This is a genomic window from Streptomyces sp. DF42 (assembly GCF_058267695.1).
Genome location: NZ_CM177859.1, coordinates 3,265,651 through 3,279,894, shown reverse-complemented (window position 1 = coordinate 3,279,894; position 14,244 = coordinate 3,265,651). Strand labels below are relative to the sequence as shown.

The following is a 14,244-nucleotide window of genomic DNA, read 5'->3' as shown; positions in this document are numbered from 1 at the left end:
GTGCGAACGACGTCAGTTCCCGGCACTCAGGTCAGAGCGTGCGCCAGCGCCTCCCCGCGCACCCAGCGCCCCACTTCCGCCGCGGCGATCCCCGCGGCCTTCTCCGCCACCGCGCGCGAGGCGCCGCCCAGATGCGGGGTCAGTACGACGCGTTCGGCGAGCGCGCGCAGCCGTGAGTCCGCCGGCAACGGCTCCTGTACGTAGGTGTCGAGGGCGGCGGCCGACACCTGCCCGCTCTCCAGGGCGTCGCACAGCGCGTCCTCGTCGAGCAGCGGGCCGCGTGCCGCGTTCACGACCACCGCGCCCTGCGGCAGCAGCGCCAGTTCGCGGGCGCCGATCAGACCGCGCGTCTGCGGCGTGAGCCGGGCATGCAGCGTGATCACCCGGGAGCCGCGCAGGAGTTCGTCCAGCGAGGCGACCCGCAGACCGTGGATCTCGCCCCGCACATAGGGGTCGTACACCATCACCTGCGCGCCGAAGGCACACAGCGCGCGGGCCACCCGGCTGCCGACGGCGCCGTAGCCGATGAGCCCGACCGGCAGATCCTCCAGCTCAAGACCGCTGTGCTCGTACGTGTAGTACGTCGCCCCCTGCCAACTGCCCTCTCCCGCAAGGAGATGGTGTGCCTGCGGGATGCGGCGCAGGGCCGCGAGCATCAGGCCCACCGTGAACTCGGCGGTGGCGGCGGCGTTGCGGCCCGGGGCGAAGCAGACCCGGACGTCGTGCCGCTCGGCCGCGTCCAGGTTGACGTTGACCGGGCCGCCCCGGCACACGACGACCAGGCGCAGAACCGGGCAGGCCTCCAGGACGCGTTCCGTCACCGGGCCCATCTGGGTGACCAGCACCTGGGCGCCGGCCAGCGCCTCGATCAGCTCGTCCTCGGCGTCGCTCGCCTCCACCACCTCGGCGACCGGGCCGAAGGGTTCCAGCGGCCAGCCGAGGGTCAGTTCGCGGACGTCGCAGGCGAGTTCACGGCCGATCGCCGCCGTGATCAGCGACGGCAGGATGAAGTGGTCACCGGCGGCGACGACCCGCACGGGCCGGCTCACCGGTTCGCTCGTCTGACCGCTCATCGCAGCGAGTCTCCCGTCTCGGCGTCGAAGACATGGGTGAGGCGCGCGTCGGCGGTGACCCGTACGGGCTCGTCGTGCGCGAGGCGCACCTCGGGGTCGGTGAGGACGACGAGGGAGTGCTCGACGCCGTCGAGGGCGAGGGTGGCGATGCCCGCCTCCAGGAGGGGTTCGTGGGCGACGACCCGGGCGGGCAGGCCCTCGTCGCCGGTGAGGTGCAGGTCCTCGGGGCGGATACCGACGACGACCTCGCGGCCCGCCGGCACCGGGTCGGGCAGCGCGATCCGGACCGCGGCCGACAGCCGGGCGTGGCCGTCCCGATCCGCGATGCCGGGGAGGAGGTTGATCGCGGGTTCGCCGACGAAGTCCGCGACGAACACGTTGGCGGGGCTGTCGTAGATCTCGAAGGGCGTCCCGAGCTGCTGGATGACGCCGTCCTTCATCACCGCGATCCGGTCGGCGAGGGAGAGGGCCTCCTCCTGGTCGTGCGTGACCAGGATCGTCGTATGGCCCAAGTCCCGCTGGATGCGCTTGAGTTCGCGGCGCGTGGTGTCGCGCTGGGCGGCGTCCAGGTGGGAGAGGGGTTCGTCGAGGAGCAGGACGTCCGGTTCGCGGACGAGCGCGCGGGCCAGGGAGACCCGTTGCTTCTGGCCGCTGGACAGGCCCGCCGGGCGGGCGTCGAGGATGCCGGTGAGGTCGACGCGGTCGGCGATCTCGGCGACCTTGCGCGCCACGTCCTTCCGATCGCTTCCCCTGCGCGCCTTCAGCCCGAAGGCCAGGTTCTCCGCCACCGTCAGCGGGGGATACAGCGCGTAGTTCTCGAAGGCGACCCCCATGTTGCGGGACTGCGCGGGACGGTCGGTCACGGACCTGCCGGCCACCAGGATGTCCCCGCCGGTCACGGTCTCCAGGCCGGCGATCATCCGCAGGGTCGTGGACTTGCCGCAGCCCGAGGGGCCCAGCAGCCCGAGCAGCTCCCCGGAGTGCAGCGCGAGGTCGATGCCGCGTACCGCGTCCACCGACGGCCGGCCCCGGGACCGGTACGTCTTGCGCAGATCACGTAGCTCCAGCTCGGTCATCGCCGCCCCTCGTGGCTGTCGTGGCTGTCGTGGCTGTGGTGGCAGTCGTGGCGCACACCTCGTAACGGACCTTGTGCTCGTCCAGGTCCCGCAGTGCCTGGGCCGACGCCCCGTCGTCCACGAGGAGCAGGTCGAAGCGGGACAGCGGGACGACCCGGTGCAGGGCGACCCGGGCGAGCTTGGTGTGGTCGATCAGCAGGACGTTGCGGGCGGCCGAGTCGAGCATCGCCCGCTTCACGGACACGATGTGCTGCTCCTGGTGGTAGGCGTAGCCCCCGTGCACGGCCGACGTGGAGGCGAAGCAGACGTCCACGCGCAGCGACTGGACGGCCTCGACGCAGGAGACGCCGAGGAAGGAGGAGTGCAGCGGGTCGTACTCCCCGCCCAGGGCCATCAGATGGATGCCCCGCTGGTCGGAGAGGAGGTTGATGGCCTCAAGGAAGTTGGTGACGACCGTGAGCGGGGTGATGTCGCCGAGGCGGAGCCTGCGGGCTATCTCCAGCGTGGAGGTGGAGTCGTCCAGCATGATCGCCATGCCGGGCTCTATCGACTTCAGCGCGTGCTCGGCGACGGCGGCCTTCTCGGCGCGCATGGTCTTCAGCCGGTACTGCACGTTCGACTCGAAGACCCCGGACGGCTGGGCGGTCACCCCACCTCTGAACTTCCTGACGATGCCCTGCCGTTCGAGCTCGTCGAGGTCCCGGTGGATGGTCATCAGGCTCACCCCGAAGCGTTCGGCGAGCTCGGCCGCGGTCGCCGAGCCGTCGGCCAGGACCTGCTCGGCCATGGCGGCCTGGCGGGCCGCGGGCCCCTGCTGATGCGCGCTGTGGGTGCTGCTCATCGTGTCCCGATCAGTCGTCCTGGGCGCCCGGGCCGGTCGGCCTCGAACAGCAGCAGGTTCTCAGGCCGGACGGTCAGCCGTACGGGATCGTCGGGACGCAGCCCGGCCGTGTCGCCGCGCGGGGCGACCAGCGACGCGTGCTGCCCGCCGAGCCGGACCGTCACCTCCACGGAACGGCCGAGCACCTCGGTGACGTAGACGGTGCCGGTGAGCTCGTGGCCGGCGACGCCCTTCAGCGCGATGTCCCGGGGCCGCACGCCGACCAGTACGTCCGAGCCGGCCTGCGCCTTCGCCCGGAGCGGCAGCTCCACCTTCCCGTCCGTCGACCGGAAGCCGCCGTCCTCGGTCACCGTCCCCGGCAGCAGATTGATCCGGGGCCGCCCGAAGGCCCGCGCCACCTCCGTGTCGCACGGCCGGTACCAGATCTCCTCCCGTGTCCCCGTCTGCACGATCCGCCCGTCCCGGATCACCCCGATCCGGTCGCCCAGCGCCAGCGCTTCCAGGGAGTCGTGGGTGACGTAGAGGGTGGTGGTGTTCTGTACCGCTCCGATCGCCTTCAGCTCGGCCCGCATCTGCTGGCGGAGTTTGGCGTCGAGGTGGGAGAGGGGCTCGTCGAGGAGGAAGGCGCGGGCGGGGCGGACCAGGACCCGGCCGAGGGCGACGCGCTGCCGCTGGCCGTTGGAGAGCTGTCCGACCCGGCGGTCCAGCAGGGCACTGATGCCGAGCAGTTCGGCGATGGCGCCGATCCGGTCGCGGGCCTCGGCGGCCGGCAGGCGGTGGCGGGGCGAGCGGAGCGGGGAGGCCAGGTTGTCGTAGGCCGAGCGGTGCGGGTAGAGGGCGTAGCTCTCGAAGCACATCGCCACACCCCGGTCGTACGGCTCGACGGCCGCCATGTCCCTGCCGTCGAGCAGGACCGTCCCGGAGTCGGGCTGTTCCAGCCCGGCGACGGTCTTGAGCGTGGTCGTCTTGCCGGCCCCGGACGGGCCGAGCAGGCAGAAGAACTCGCCCTCGCGCACGTCCAGTTCGAGCCCGTCGAGGGCGGTCACCCTGCCGTACGCCTTTCTGATCCCCCGCAGCCCGATCAAGACTTCACCGCCCCGAACGACAGCCCCCGCACCAGATACCGCTGGATGGTGAGGGCCAGCAGCAGGGGCGGTACGACCGACACCAGCGCCGCCGCGGCCGTGAGGTTGTACTTGGGGCGGTCACCGCCGAGGAAGGACAGGGCGCCCACGGTCACCGTCTGGGCCTCGCTGGAGGTGAGGATCAGCGGGAAGACGAAGTTGTTCCAGGCGAAGATGAAGGCCAGCAGCGACACCGCCGCGATGCCCGGCTTGACCAGCGGCAGGGCGACCTTGAAGAACGCCTGCTTGCGCGAGTACCCGTCCAGCAGGGCCGCCTGTTCCAGCTCCGGTGTCAGATCGGCGAAGTAGGACCGCATGATCCACACGATCAGCGGGAGAGTGACGAGCTGCAGGACCCAGATCATGCCGACGTACGTGTCGAAGAGGCCGAGCTTCTGGTAGAGCACGAACAGCGGGATGATCACGGTGAGTTCGGGCGCGAACCGGAACGACAGCAGCGTGAACATCAGGTTCTCCGAGCCCTTGAACCGCCAGCGGGCCGACGCGTACGCCGCGGGCAGCCCGACCACCAGCGACAGCGCGACCGCCCCCACCGACACCACCAGGCTGTTGACGAAGAACCGCACGAACGGGATGCCCTCGCTGTCGCCGAGGACGGTCCGGTACGAGCCGAGGGTCGGCGTGAAGGAGAAGTAGGTACTGAACAGCTGGTTCGCGGGCTTCAGGGACAGGATCACCATCCAGGCGATCGGGAACAGGGCGAAGACGAAGTAGAGGATGAGCGCGCCATCGGCCAGCCAGCCCAACAGGCGTTTCCTGACGCTCATTTCGCCTCGGCCGCCTTCCGCTGGATCGTGCCGAGATGGCGTACGAGCACCATCGCGGCCAGGTACACCACGGCCCACAGCACGATCGTGTAGCTGATCCCGAAGCTGTAGCGCTGGAAGCGGATCGCCTCCAGGTAGGCACGGATCTGCAGGACGACGGTCGAGTCGCCCGGGCCGCCCTCCGTCAGGGCGTAGATGATGTCGAAGACCTTCAGCGAGTCCATGAACCGGAAGATCACCGCGACCAGGACGTACGGCCACAGCATCGGCAGGGTCAGCCGCCGGAACGTGTACCACCAGCCCGCGCCGTCCACGGCCGCCGCCTCGAAGGGGGAAGTGGGCAGCGACCGCAGACCGGCCAGGGCGAGGATCGCCACGAACGGGGTGTAGACCCAGACGTCCACGGCGATCGACGACAGCAGCGCGCCGGCCGGGGTGTCCGTCCACTGGACTCCCCCCAGCCCGAAGGGTTTCAGCAGGTGGTTCACCACCCCCACCGACGGCTGGAGCATCAGCTTCCAGATGATCGCGGCGATCACCGGGGCGATCATCAGCGGCAGGATGAGGATCTTCTCCAGCACCCGGCCGACGATCGACGAGCGGTGCAGCAGCAGGGCGACGGCGACCCCGAGCACGGTCTCGACCGCGGCGGCTCCGACGGCGTACAGCACGGTCACCCACGCGGAGTTCCAGAAGGCGTCCTGCGTGAAGACCGTCTCGTAGTTCTCGAACCGCACCATGTCCGGCCGCGGTTTGCTCGCCGAGAAGTCGAACAGCGTGTAGTAGAGCCCGAGTCCGAACGGGTAGAGGATCCCGCAGGTCAGCAGCAGCGCCGGGACGATGAGCAAGTACGGGCGCAGGGTCGGCCGCCAGCCCATCGCCGCTCAGCCCACCTTGGAGGCGAGGTCGCCCGCGAGGCCGTTCAGCACCGACTTCGCGTTCTTGCCGCCGTAGATCTCCTGGAGGGCGGCGGCCCAACTGGTGGTCGCGTCGAAGAACTGCGCCTGCGGGGTGAACTGGATCCTCGTCTGGTCGACGACCGTCTCGAAGGTCTCGATGAAGCCCGGCAGGTGCTTCATCTTGTCCTTGTAGGCCGCGTCCTGGCTGACCGACTTGCGTACCGGGTCGATGTGGTTGCCGGTGATGGCGGCCTTGCGCAGGTGCTCCTTGCCGGTCGCCCACTGCAGGAACAGCCAACTGGCGCTCTTCTTCCTGGACTTGGCGTTCATGCCGAGCGACCAGATCCACATGTTGGTGGCGAGGGAGCCGTCCGGTCCCTTCGGTCCCGGGTGGAAGGCGATCTTCCCGGAGGCGGGGGAGGCCCCCTTCACCGCCTGGAAGTAGGCGGCTGTGTCGGCGTCGAAGAGCATGCCCGCCTTCTTCGCGCCGAGGTCGCTGGAGCACTGGTACCAGGTGTACGAGGTCCACGACGGCGGCCCGCCCTGCTTGACCATGCCGGCCCAGTCCTGGGTGAAGGCGATCGCCTCCGGGGTGTTCATGGCGGGCCTCAGCTCGCCGCCGTTCACGGTGAAGTCGTGCAGGCCGTTGCGGGCGTACATGGTCATGAAGCCGGGGTGGATGGTCGCCCAGCTCCTCGACCCGCGCACCGCGATCCCGTACATGCCGTCGTAACCGGCCCCGGGGGCCTTCTTCTTGATGGCCCCGGCGAGTTCGCGCAGTTCGCCGAAGCTCTCGGCCGGTTTGAGGCCGAGCTTGTTGAAGACCTCGGTGTTGTAGGCGACGACGTTCGTCTCCCAGCCCCACGGCAGCGCGTACTGCCCGCCCTGGCCGAGCGGGGCGCCCGCCCTGAGCGACCACTGGTCGGCCTGGAGGAGGCTGGGGAAGAAGTCGGCCTGGTCCCATTCGGCGCCGGTGGCCGCGGAGTTGCGCATCCAGGGCCCGAGGTCCTCCAGCCAGCCCGGCGGCCCGTACTGCCAGACCATGTACGCCCCCAGCATGAACACGTCATACGAGGCGCGACCGCTGGACAGGTCGACGGTGAGCTTGTCGAAGTAGTTGTCCTCGGGGAAGACGTCGTACTCGACCTTGATTCCGGTCTTCTCGGTGAAGGACTTCAGGTCGGCGATCAGGGCGTCCGTGTACGGATGCTTGTTGAGCAGCGCCTTGACCGTCGTGCCCTTCTCCCGTTTCCAGCCGAAGGAGCCGGTGACGTCGTCGGCGGCCGAGCCGTCGCTCTTGTTGTCGTCCCCGCCGAAGCCCGCCCCGCAGGCCGCGAGTAACGGGGTCGCGGCGGCGCCCGCGGTGAGGGCGAGGAAGCGTCGGCGGTCGTGCGCGTGCGTGTCCATCCATGACCTCCACGTGGGGTTGGGCCCGGTGCGCTGTGCGGGGTTAACACGTCGAGTCGACTCGCTAACAGAGGGTGTAACGGCGGAAGATGACCGTCAATCCCTCGCGCACGCGAAAATATCGGTGCAGAGTGAGAAGTTCACATGCCGGGTCGCGATCCATGGGAGGTCCGGATGGGACACGAGCGTGACGCGTGGCTGGGGATCGACCTGGGCACACAGAGCGTCCGCGTGCTGCTCGTCACCGCCGACGGCGCGGTCCTCGGCGCCGGTTCGGCCCCGTTGGAGGGGCGTCGCGACGGGGTACGGCACGAACAGGACCCGGGGCAGTGGTGGACGGCGGTGTGCGCGGCGGCCCGCGCCGCGCTCAAGGACCGGCCCGCCCGGGTCGGCGGGCTCGCGGTGTGCGGGACGTCCGGGACCGTGCTGCTGACGGATGCGGCGGGGTGGCCCGTGAGCCCCGCGCTGATGTACGACGACGGGCGGGCGTGGGCCGAGGGGGAGCGGCTGCGCGGGGCGGGGCTCACGGTGCAGAACACCTGGGGGCTGCCGAAGGCCCTGTGGCTGTTGCGCACCCACGGGCACGGGCACATCGCCCACCAGCCCGACATCGTCACCGCCCGCCTCGTCGGCCACCCCGTCCCCACCGATTCCAGCCACGCCCTCAAGACGGCCTACGACGTGGAACGCGACGCCTGGCCGGCCGTCCCCCACGCACCCTCCCTGCCCGACGTCGTCCGCCCCGGCACCCCCCTCGGCGCGGTCTGCCCGGCCGCCGCCGAGGCCACCGGCATCCCCGCCGGCACCCCGGTGATCGCCGGCATGACCGACGGCTGCGCGGCCCAGATCGCGTCCGGGGCGCTGCGCCCCGGCTCCTGGAACTCGGTGCTCGGCACGACGCTCGTCCTGAAGGGGGCCTCCGCCGCCCCTGTGCACGACGCCACCGGCGTGGTCTACAACCACCGGGCACCGGACGGCAGTTGGCTGCCCGGCGGGGCGTCCAGCGTGGGCGCGGGCGTGCTGACCGCCGCCTTCGCGGGCGCCGACCCGGCCACGATGGACGCTCGGGCGGCCGCCCACGAACCCTCGGGCGCGGTCGCGTACCCCCTCGTGTCGCCCGGCGAGCGGTTCCCCTTCCTCGCGCCGGACGCCTCCGCCCTGGTCCTGGGCGAGCCCGACGGCGACGCCGACCTGTGGGCCGCGCTGCTGCAGGGCGTCGCCTTCGCGGAACGGCTCTGCCTGGACTATCTGGACCACCTCGGCGCGCCGCTGGACGGCCCGCTCACCTTCACCGGCGGCGGCGCCCGCAGCCCGTACTGGAACCAGCTGCGCGCCGACGTCCTCGGCCGCCCGGCCCGTGTACCGAAGCAGACCGAACCCGCCCTGGGCATGGCCGCACTGGCCGCCCACGGCACGGGATCGGGCCCCCTGACGGACGTCGCCGAAGGCATGGTCCGCATCGACACGGTCCTCGCACCCCGCCCCGGCCGCACGGCCCTGTTCGCCCAGCCGTACGCCCGCCTGGTCGACGAACTGACGGCACGGGGCTGGCTTTCGCCGACGGTGGCGGCCCACGCGCACAGGAGGCTCACCGTGGATACTTCGCCCTCATGAGTACGACCCTTCTGCTGGCCCGGCACGGGCAGACCGTCTGGCACGCCGAGAACCGTTACGCGGGGGTGAGCGACGTGGCGCTCACCGACACGGGCCGCGCGCAGGCGAAGGCCCTCGGCCGCTGGGCCGCGGCCCATCCCGTCGACGCGATCTGGACATCCACGGTCTCCCGGGCGACCGCCACCGCCGACCCCGCCTGCCGCGCCCTCGGCCTCGCCCCGCATCGCGAACCCGACCTGCGCGAATGCGACTTCGGGGTGATGGAGGGCAGGACGCTCGCCGAGTTCGCGCGCGAGGACCCGAAGGCGGCGGAGGCCTTCCGCGCCGACCCGGTGGCCCACCCGTTCCCCGGCGCCGAGGACCCGAGGGCCGCCGCCGCACGGGGCGCCGCCGCCCTGCACCGCATCGCCGCCGCCCACGACGGCGGACGTGTCCTGGTCGTCGCCCACAACACCCTGCTGCGGCTGGTCCTGTGCGGTCTGCTGTCCGTCCCGCTCGCCGACTACCGCCGCGTCTTCCCGCAGCTGCGGAACGCCGCGGTCACCGAACTCCGGATGGATGTCACGTCGGTTGGGCTGATCTCGTTGAACGTGCCCTGCGCGCCTGACGAGGCGTAGGAGGATGACCGTATGACCGACATCGACACCTCCGTGCCGCACTCGGCCCGGATCTGGAACTACTGGCTCGGCGGCAAGGACAACTACCCCGTGGACGAGGCGGCCGGTGACGCCTACACCGCCGTCTTCCCCGGCATCGTCAGTATCGCCCGCAGCAGCCGCGCCTTCCTCGGGCGCAGCATCCGGTATCTCGTCACGGAGGCGGGCGTACGGCAGTTCCTGGACGTCGGGACCGGCCTGCCGACCGTCGACAACACCCACGAGGTCGCCCAGCGCCACGCCCCCGAGGCGAAGATCGTCTACGTGGACAACGACCCGCTGGTCCTCACCCACGCCCGTGCCCTGCTCACCTCCACGCCCGAGGGCGTGACGGCGTACGAGGACCTGAGCCTGTACGAGCACGACCGCATCCTCGAAGCGGCCGCCAAGACCCTCGACCTCACGCGGCCGACCGCACTGATCCTCAGCGGCATCCTCGGCCACGTCGCCGACTACGACCAGGCCCGAGACCTGGTCCGGGGCCTGCTGGCGGGCCTGCCCTCCGGCAGCTACCTCTCCCTCAACGAGGGCTCACGCGGCACCGACCCCGAGTACGAGCGGGCCCAGGACGCCTACAACGAGACGGGCGCGGTGCCGTACTTCCTGCGCCCGGTGGAGCAGATCACGGCCTTCTTCGACGGGCTGGAGCTGGTGGAACCGGGCATCGTGTCCGTCCCGCTGTGGCACCCGGAGCCGGGTGCGGCGACCACGCCGATCGGCCAGCACGGCGGCCTGGGCCGCAAGCCCTGAGCACCACCGCACACATGAGAGGCCCCCGCGAGTCATGTCCTCGCGGGGGCCTCCGTCATTCCGCCTGCCGGGTGAAGGTTGAGAAGACGATCACGAGGCAGGACGTTTTTCCCGGCTCTCAGGGAGCCAGCAGCAACACACCCGCCCGCGACTTGGCGGCCTCGTAACGCCGGGCCACGTCCTGCCAGTTGACGACGGCCCACATGGCGTCGATGAAGTCGACCTTCTGGTTCCGGTACTGCAGATAGAAGGCGTGCTCCCAGGCGTCGAAGACGAGGATCGGCACCGCGCCCTGCCCGACGTTGCCCTGGTGGTCGTAGACCTGCTCGACGACGAGTCGCCCGCTCAGGGGCTCGTAGGCGAGCACGCCCCAGCCCGAGCCCTGCGTGGTCGCGGCGGCCTTGGTCAACTGGGCCTTGAAGGCGGCGAAGGAGCCGAACGACTCGGCGATCGCGTCCGCCAGCTCGCCCACGCCGTCCGCCGCGAGCGGCTCGCCGCCGCCGTCGCCGGTCATGTTCTGCCAGTAGACGCTGTGCAGGATGTGCCCGGACAGATGGAAGGCCAGGTTCTTCTCCAGCCCGTTGAGCGCCCCCCACTGCTCCTTGTCCCGCGCCTCCGCGAGCTGCTCCAGCGTGTCGTTCGCGCCCTTCACATACGCCGCGTGGTGCTTGTCGTGGTGCAGCTCGATGATCTCGGGGCTGATCACGGGGGCGAGCGCGGAGTAGTCGTACGGCAGGTCAGGCAGCGTGTAGACGGGCATGGGCGGGTCCCCTCGGAGGTCTTATTGCAAGTTACTTGCAACTGCAGACTAACAGCGAGAAGAGTGAGAGGCGTGCGCAGGCGCACGGAACGGCGGTGCGGGGCGGACGGGGGCGATCTACTATCGGATTTCATAGAAAAAGGGGGACGGTCATGGGGCCCGAGATCGCCGAACTCGCCAGAACGGCTGGTACGACGATGGTGACGCTGATGGCCGGCCAGGCCTGGGAATCGGCCCGGGAGGGTCTGGTCTCGCTCTGGCAGCGCTTCCAGCCGGACCGCGCGGAGGCCGTCGGCGGTGAACTCGAGGCCACGCGCGAGGACCTGCTCCTGGCCCAGCAGTCGGGCGACACCGAGACGGAAGCCGAACTGACCGCCGAGTGGCAGGCCAGAGTCCGACGGCTCCTGGTGGCCCGTCCCGAGGTCGCCGACGAACTGCGCCGCATCCTGGATGAGTTGACCCCGCAGATGCCGGACCATCGCCCCTCGGTCGAGGTACGCCTGCGCGCCGAGGCCTCCGGCAGCGGCCGCATCTACCAGGCCGGCCGCGACCAGTACATCACCGAGCGATGAGCGAACTCGGGGCTCGCGCGTCGGGTCAGGGGCGGATCTTTCAGGCTTCTGGGGACCAGTACGTCGAGGAACACCACCATCACTACGACGCCGGTGCCGGCGGTCCGCTCTTCGGGCGCGAGGTCGTGCCTCCCGGCCTGAGATCCGGATCTGCGGCCCCTGACTCCGTACGCATGCCGCTCGTCGGCCGCGCGCCGGGCATCCTGCGCAATCGCGAGGAACTCCGCGAACTGCTGGGCGCGGCGGTCGCTGGGCCCGGCAGTGAAGTCCACGTCCTGCACGGCATGGGCGGCTGCGGCAAAACGGCGCTGGCGTACTGCATGTTCACCGAGGCAGTTCGTGACCAGGGCCGCGTGGGTTTCTGGGTCAACGCGTCCGAGCGGATGTCTCTGCGTGCCGGGATGCTGGCAGTGGCGGGGGACCGAGGTGCAGCGGCGGGCGAACTGGCAGCCGCCGCAGCCGGACAGCGGGCGGCGGCGGACCTGGTCTGGCATTACCTCGACCACTCGCCCGAGCCCTGGCTGCTCGTCCTCGACAACGCCGACGATCCAACGATTCTGGAGGACGGGGCCTGGTTGCGGACCAGTGGGCGGGGGACGGTTCTGGTCACCACACGACACGCCACCTCTGCACTGTGGCGGGTGCCCGGAGTACGCCAGCATGCCCTGAGCGTTCTGCCACTGGAAGACGCGGCACAGGTCCTGTGCGACCTGGCGCCGGACGCAGGGGATCTGGAGGCGGCACGAAGGGTGGCCGAACGTTTGGGCCGGCTTCCTCTGGCGCTCACCCTCGCGGGTTCCCATCTCGCCCACCAGCTCTTGGAGTCGTGGTCCATGGACGAGTACGACCGCAAGCTCGGCGAGGAGTCGACGGCGATCGTGGATGGGGGTGCGGTCGGGTACGGCGGCGGCCAGTCCCGTCATCTGGTCGGGCGTACCTGGCAGTTGTCCCTGGACGCGCTGTCGGAGCTGGGGCTGCCGGAGGCGACATCGTTATTGCGGCTGCTGTCTCTGCTGGCGGCTGATCCGGTGCCGCTGAGCGTGCTGGCTCCAGCGGCTCGGGGGGACATCCAGACCGACGGGCTGGAGCCCCCTTTGGCAGCAGTGAAGTTGGAGCCCGCGCTGCGTGCGCTGCTCGATCACTCGCTGGTCGAACTCGTCGAAGCGGACGGGACACGGTGCTTGCAAGCACACGGGGTGTTGCTGGACAGCGTGGCGGCAGGGGTGCCGGAGGGGCAGCGCTCGATCCTCGCAGGGGTGGCAGCCGAGCTCTTGGAAGCTGCTCTGCCCGAAAGAGGCGCGGAATTGCCCGGGGTCACAAGCCGACTTGCCCTGCTCGCGCCGCATGCCAGAGAGCTGTTGGACAGGGCGCCGAGTGAACGTACAGCCGCCTTGGCCGTGCGGACGGTCTGCCAGGTGTTCGAGTCAGGGGATTTCTCAGCTGCACTGGAACTCGCTCCCGAGATTGCAAGGCGGAGCGAGACAGTGGTTGGTCCGCGGAGCCGGTTGGCCTTGGAGGCCCGTCACGTCGAAGCCATGGCTCTCAACAGGATGGGGCACTACGAGGAGTCCGAGGCGTCGCACCGCTTGGTCCTCAGCCGTCGCGAACTCGTCCTGGGACCCGATGATCCCGACACGTTGCGCAGTTGCTTCGGTCTGACTTGGCCACTGTTCTTGGTGGGGCGAGGTGAGGAGGCTGAACGCTGGGCCCGCCGGGCGCTTGATGGGCAGCGGCGTGTGCTCGGGGAGGAGGATCCAGAAACGCTGTACACCTGGACCAACATGATCGAACTGCTTCCACACGTCGGAAAGGGGCAGGAGTTCGTTTCAGAGGCAGCTGTGCTCCTCCGTGTATGTGAACGGGCCCTGCCTCCGGATCACTTGACTACGGTGGTCGCTCGACACAACTACGCCGAGGGTTTGCGGGTCTTGGGGCGCTATGAGGAGGCTGAGCCTTTGACTCGGCGGGTGTTGGCCGATCGCATTCGCCTCCAAGGGGTTGATCATCCCTTGTACCTTGCCACCCTGTGTCTCAAGGCCAGGGTCGCCCACGGCCTGGAACGGTTCGACGAAGCCGTCGCGACACTCGAAGAGGTCATCCAGCGTCGCGAACGGGTGCTCGGTCCGGAGCACCCGTTCATCGTCGAGAACCGCGAGTGGCTCACCGAATGGCAGGCCGAGGCCCAGAGCTGATCAGTGCGCAGTCCGCAGTCCTCGCCCGCTGCCGGGCGTACCCGACTGCCGCGAGCACCGCCGTCATCCCGCCCGTGTAGTACAGCTGGACGCGTGTGCCCGGCTCCCGTGCCATCAGTACGAAGATCGCTGCCATGCCGGCCAGGGCGACCCACGTCAGCCACGGGTACGCCCACATCCGGACCGTCAGTTTTTCCGGGGGCCTCTCGCTCCAGGCGGGCGCGCAGCCGCAGCTGCGAGACCGCGATGAGGATCCAGACGACCAGGATCACCGCGCCGATCATGTTGAGCAGCCAGGGGAAGACGTCGTCCGGCCGCCAGTAGCTCAGCACCACGCAGACGAAGCCGAAGACGCAGGACACGAGGACGCCGACCCGCGGCACCCCGCCCGACACCCGGCCCAGCACCTTCGGGCCCTGCCCGGTGCAGTAGATGGGCAAAAGGCCCACAGTCTGGGCAGCCCCCCGCTCACAGGGGGAGGCTGCCCAGTAT

At 70.2% G+C, this 14,244-nt stretch carries 13 protein-coding genes and 1 pseudogene; 5 read left to right on the top strand and 9 right to left on the bottom strand.

Annotation, left to right across the window (positions count from 1 at the left end):
- Positions 1 to 26 precede the first annotated feature (26 nt).
- The 7 genes from ACYUED_RS14910 to ACYUED_RS14880 are packed head-to-tail and all read right to left on the bottom strand — an operon-like array spanning position 27 to position 7,208.
- Positions 27 to 1,073, bottom strand: coding sequence for a 2-hydroxyacid dehydrogenase (locus tag ACYUED_RS14910; RefSeq protein WP_491292765.1), 1,047 nt, complete (start codon positions 1,071 to 1,073; stop codon positions 27 to 29).
- On the bottom strand, positions 1,070 to 2,149 hold the full coding sequence (locus ACYUED_RS14905; RefSeq protein ID WP_491292764.1) for an ABC transporter ATP-binding protein: 1,080 nt from the start codon (positions 2,147 to 2,149) through the stop codon (positions 1,070 to 1,072). Before ACYUED_RS14905 ends, ACYUED_RS14910 begins: the two co-directional genes overlap by 4 nt.
- Positions 2,127 to 2,990 carry a DeoR/GlpR family DNA-binding transcription regulator gene (locus ACYUED_RS14900; protein WP_491292763.1) on the bottom strand — a complete coding sequence of 288 codons (864 nt, stop codon included), beginning with the start codon at positions 2,988 to 2,990 and terminating at the stop codon, positions 2,127 to 2,129. The genes ACYUED_RS14905 and ACYUED_RS14900 overlap by 23 nt, the downstream gene beginning before the upstream one ends.
- Positions 2,987 to 4,036: an ABC transporter ATP-binding protein gene (locus ACYUED_RS14895; RefSeq protein WP_491292762.1), complete on the bottom strand. Its 1,050-nt coding sequence runs from the start codon at positions 4,034 to 4,036 to the stop codon at positions 2,987 to 2,989. Before ACYUED_RS14895 ends, ACYUED_RS14900 begins: the two co-directional genes overlap by 4 nt.
- Positions 4,037 to 4,071: 35 nt before the next feature.
- The gene (locus tag ACYUED_RS14890; RefSeq protein ID WP_491292761.1) at positions 4,072 to 4,902 is read right to left on the bottom strand and encodes a carbohydrate ABC transporter permease; all 831 of its coding nucleotides are present in this window, start codon (positions 4,900 to 4,902) and stop codon (positions 4,072 to 4,074) included.
- Positions 4,899 to 5,780, bottom strand: a complete 882-nt coding sequence (locus ACYUED_RS14885; RefSeq protein ID WP_491292760.1) for a carbohydrate ABC transporter permease — start codon at positions 5,778 to 5,780, stop codon at positions 4,899 to 4,901. The genes ACYUED_RS14890 and ACYUED_RS14885 overlap by 4 nt, the downstream gene beginning before the upstream one ends.
- A 6-nt stretch (positions 5,781 to 5,786) precedes the next feature.
- Positions 5,787 to 7,208, bottom strand: coding sequence for an ABC transporter substrate-binding protein (locus ACYUED_RS14880; protein ID WP_491292759.1), 1,422 nt, complete (start codon positions 7,206 to 7,208; stop codon positions 5,787 to 5,789).
- A gap of 174 nt (positions 7,209 to 7,382) precedes the next feature.
- On the opposite strand from ACYUED_RS14880, the gene ACYUED_RS14875 reads away from it, so the two are divergent.
- Genes ACYUED_RS14875 through ACYUED_RS14865 form a run of 3 tightly spaced genes read left to right on the top strand, consistent with a single transcriptional unit; the run spans position 7,383 to position 10,228 of the window.
- Positions 7,383 to 8,822, top strand: a complete 1,440-nt coding sequence (locus ACYUED_RS14875) for an FGGY-family carbohydrate kinase (RefSeq protein ID WP_491292758.1) — start codon at positions 7,383 to 7,385, stop codon at positions 8,820 to 8,822.
- A complete protein-coding gene (locus tag ACYUED_RS14870; protein ID WP_491292757.1) occupies positions 8,819 to 9,439 on the top strand; it encodes a histidine phosphatase family protein in 621 nt (206 codons plus the stop codon). Before ACYUED_RS14875 ends, ACYUED_RS14870 begins: the two co-directional genes overlap by 4 nt.
- A gap of 12 nt (positions 9,440 to 9,451) precedes the next feature.
- Positions 9,452 to 10,228: an SAM-dependent methyltransferase gene (locus ACYUED_RS14865; RefSeq protein ID WP_491292756.1), complete on the top strand. Its 777-nt coding sequence runs from the start codon at positions 9,452 to 9,454 to the stop codon at positions 10,226 to 10,228.
- A gap of 118 nt (positions 10,229 to 10,346) precedes the next feature.
- Here ACYUED_RS14865 and ACYUED_RS14860 read toward each other — a convergent pair whose 3' ends face one another.
- Positions 10,347 to 10,988: a superoxide dismutase gene (locus ACYUED_RS14860; RefSeq protein WP_491292755.1), complete on the bottom strand. Its 642-nt coding sequence runs from the start codon at positions 10,986 to 10,988 to the stop codon at positions 10,347 to 10,349.
- Positions 10,989 to 11,140: 152 nt separating this feature from the next.
- On the opposite strand from ACYUED_RS14860, the gene ACYUED_RS14855 reads away from it, so the two are divergent.
- Positions 11,141 to 11,560 carry a hypothetical protein gene (locus ACYUED_RS14855; protein ID WP_491292754.1) on the top strand — a complete coding sequence of 140 codons (420 nt, stop codon included), beginning with the start codon at positions 11,141 to 11,143 and terminating at the stop codon, positions 11,558 to 11,560.
- Positions 11,557 to 13,752: a tetratricopeptide repeat protein gene (locus tag ACYUED_RS14850; protein WP_491292753.1), complete on the top strand. Its 2,196-nt coding sequence runs from the start codon at positions 11,557 to 11,559 to the stop codon at positions 13,750 to 13,752. Before ACYUED_RS14855 ends, ACYUED_RS14850 begins: the two co-directional genes overlap by 4 nt.
- Here ACYUED_RS14850 and ACYUED_RS14845 read toward each other — a convergent pair.
- Positions 13,721 to 14,174: pseudogene (locus ACYUED_RS14845) on the bottom strand (amino acid transporter); the annotation flags it as partial. The gene ACYUED_RS14850 and the pseudogene ACYUED_RS14845 overlap by 32 nt on opposite strands.
- Positions 14,175 to 14,244 lie beyond the last annotated feature (70 nt).

Bases quoted from the DNA above. Each gene is read 5' to 3' on its own strand.
- ACYUED_RS14910 (WP_491292765.1), bottom strand. From the start codon at position 1,073: ATGAGCGGTCAGACGAGCGAACCGGTGAGCCGGCCCGTGCGGGTCGTC.
- ACYUED_RS14905 (WP_491292764.1), bottom strand. From the start codon at position 2,149: ATGACCGAGCTGGAGCTACGTGATCTGCGCAAGACGTACCGGTCCCGG.
- ACYUED_RS14900 (WP_491292763.1), bottom strand. From the start codon at position 2,990: ATGAGCAGCACCCACAGCGCGCATCAGCAGGGGCCCGCGGCCCGCCAG.
- ACYUED_RS14890 (WP_491292761.1), bottom strand. From the start codon at position 4,902: ATGAGCGTCAGGAAACGCCTGTTGGGCTGGCTGGCCGATGGCGCGCTC.
- ACYUED_RS14885 (WP_491292760.1), bottom strand. From the start codon at position 5,780: ATGGGCTGGCGGCCGACCCTGCGCCCGTACTTGCTCATCGTCCCGGCG.
- ACYUED_RS14880 (WP_491292759.1), bottom strand. From the start codon at position 7,208: ATGGACACGCACGCGCACGACCGCCGACGCTTCCTCGCCCTCACCGCG.
- ACYUED_RS14875 (WP_491292758.1), top strand. From the start codon at position 7,383: ATGGGACACGAGCGTGACGCGTGGCTGGGGATCGACCTGGGCACACAG.
- ACYUED_RS14870 (WP_491292757.1), top strand. From the start codon at position 8,819: ATGAGTACGACCCTTCTGCTGGCCCGGCACGGGCAGACCGTCTGGCAC.
- ACYUED_RS14865 (WP_491292756.1), top strand. From the start codon at position 9,452: ATGACCGACATCGACACCTCCGTGCCGCACTCGGCCCGGATCTGGAAC.
- ACYUED_RS14860 (WP_491292755.1), bottom strand. From the start codon at position 10,988: ATGCCCGTCTACACGCTGCCTGACCTGCCGTACGACTACTCCGCGCTC.
- ACYUED_RS14855 (WP_491292754.1), top strand. From the start codon at position 11,141: ATGGGGCCCGAGATCGCCGAACTCGCCAGAACGGCTGGTACGACGATG.
- ACYUED_RS14850 (WP_491292753.1), top strand. From the start codon at position 11,557: ATGAGCGAACTCGGGGCTCGCGCGTCGGGTCAGGGGCGGATCTTTCAG.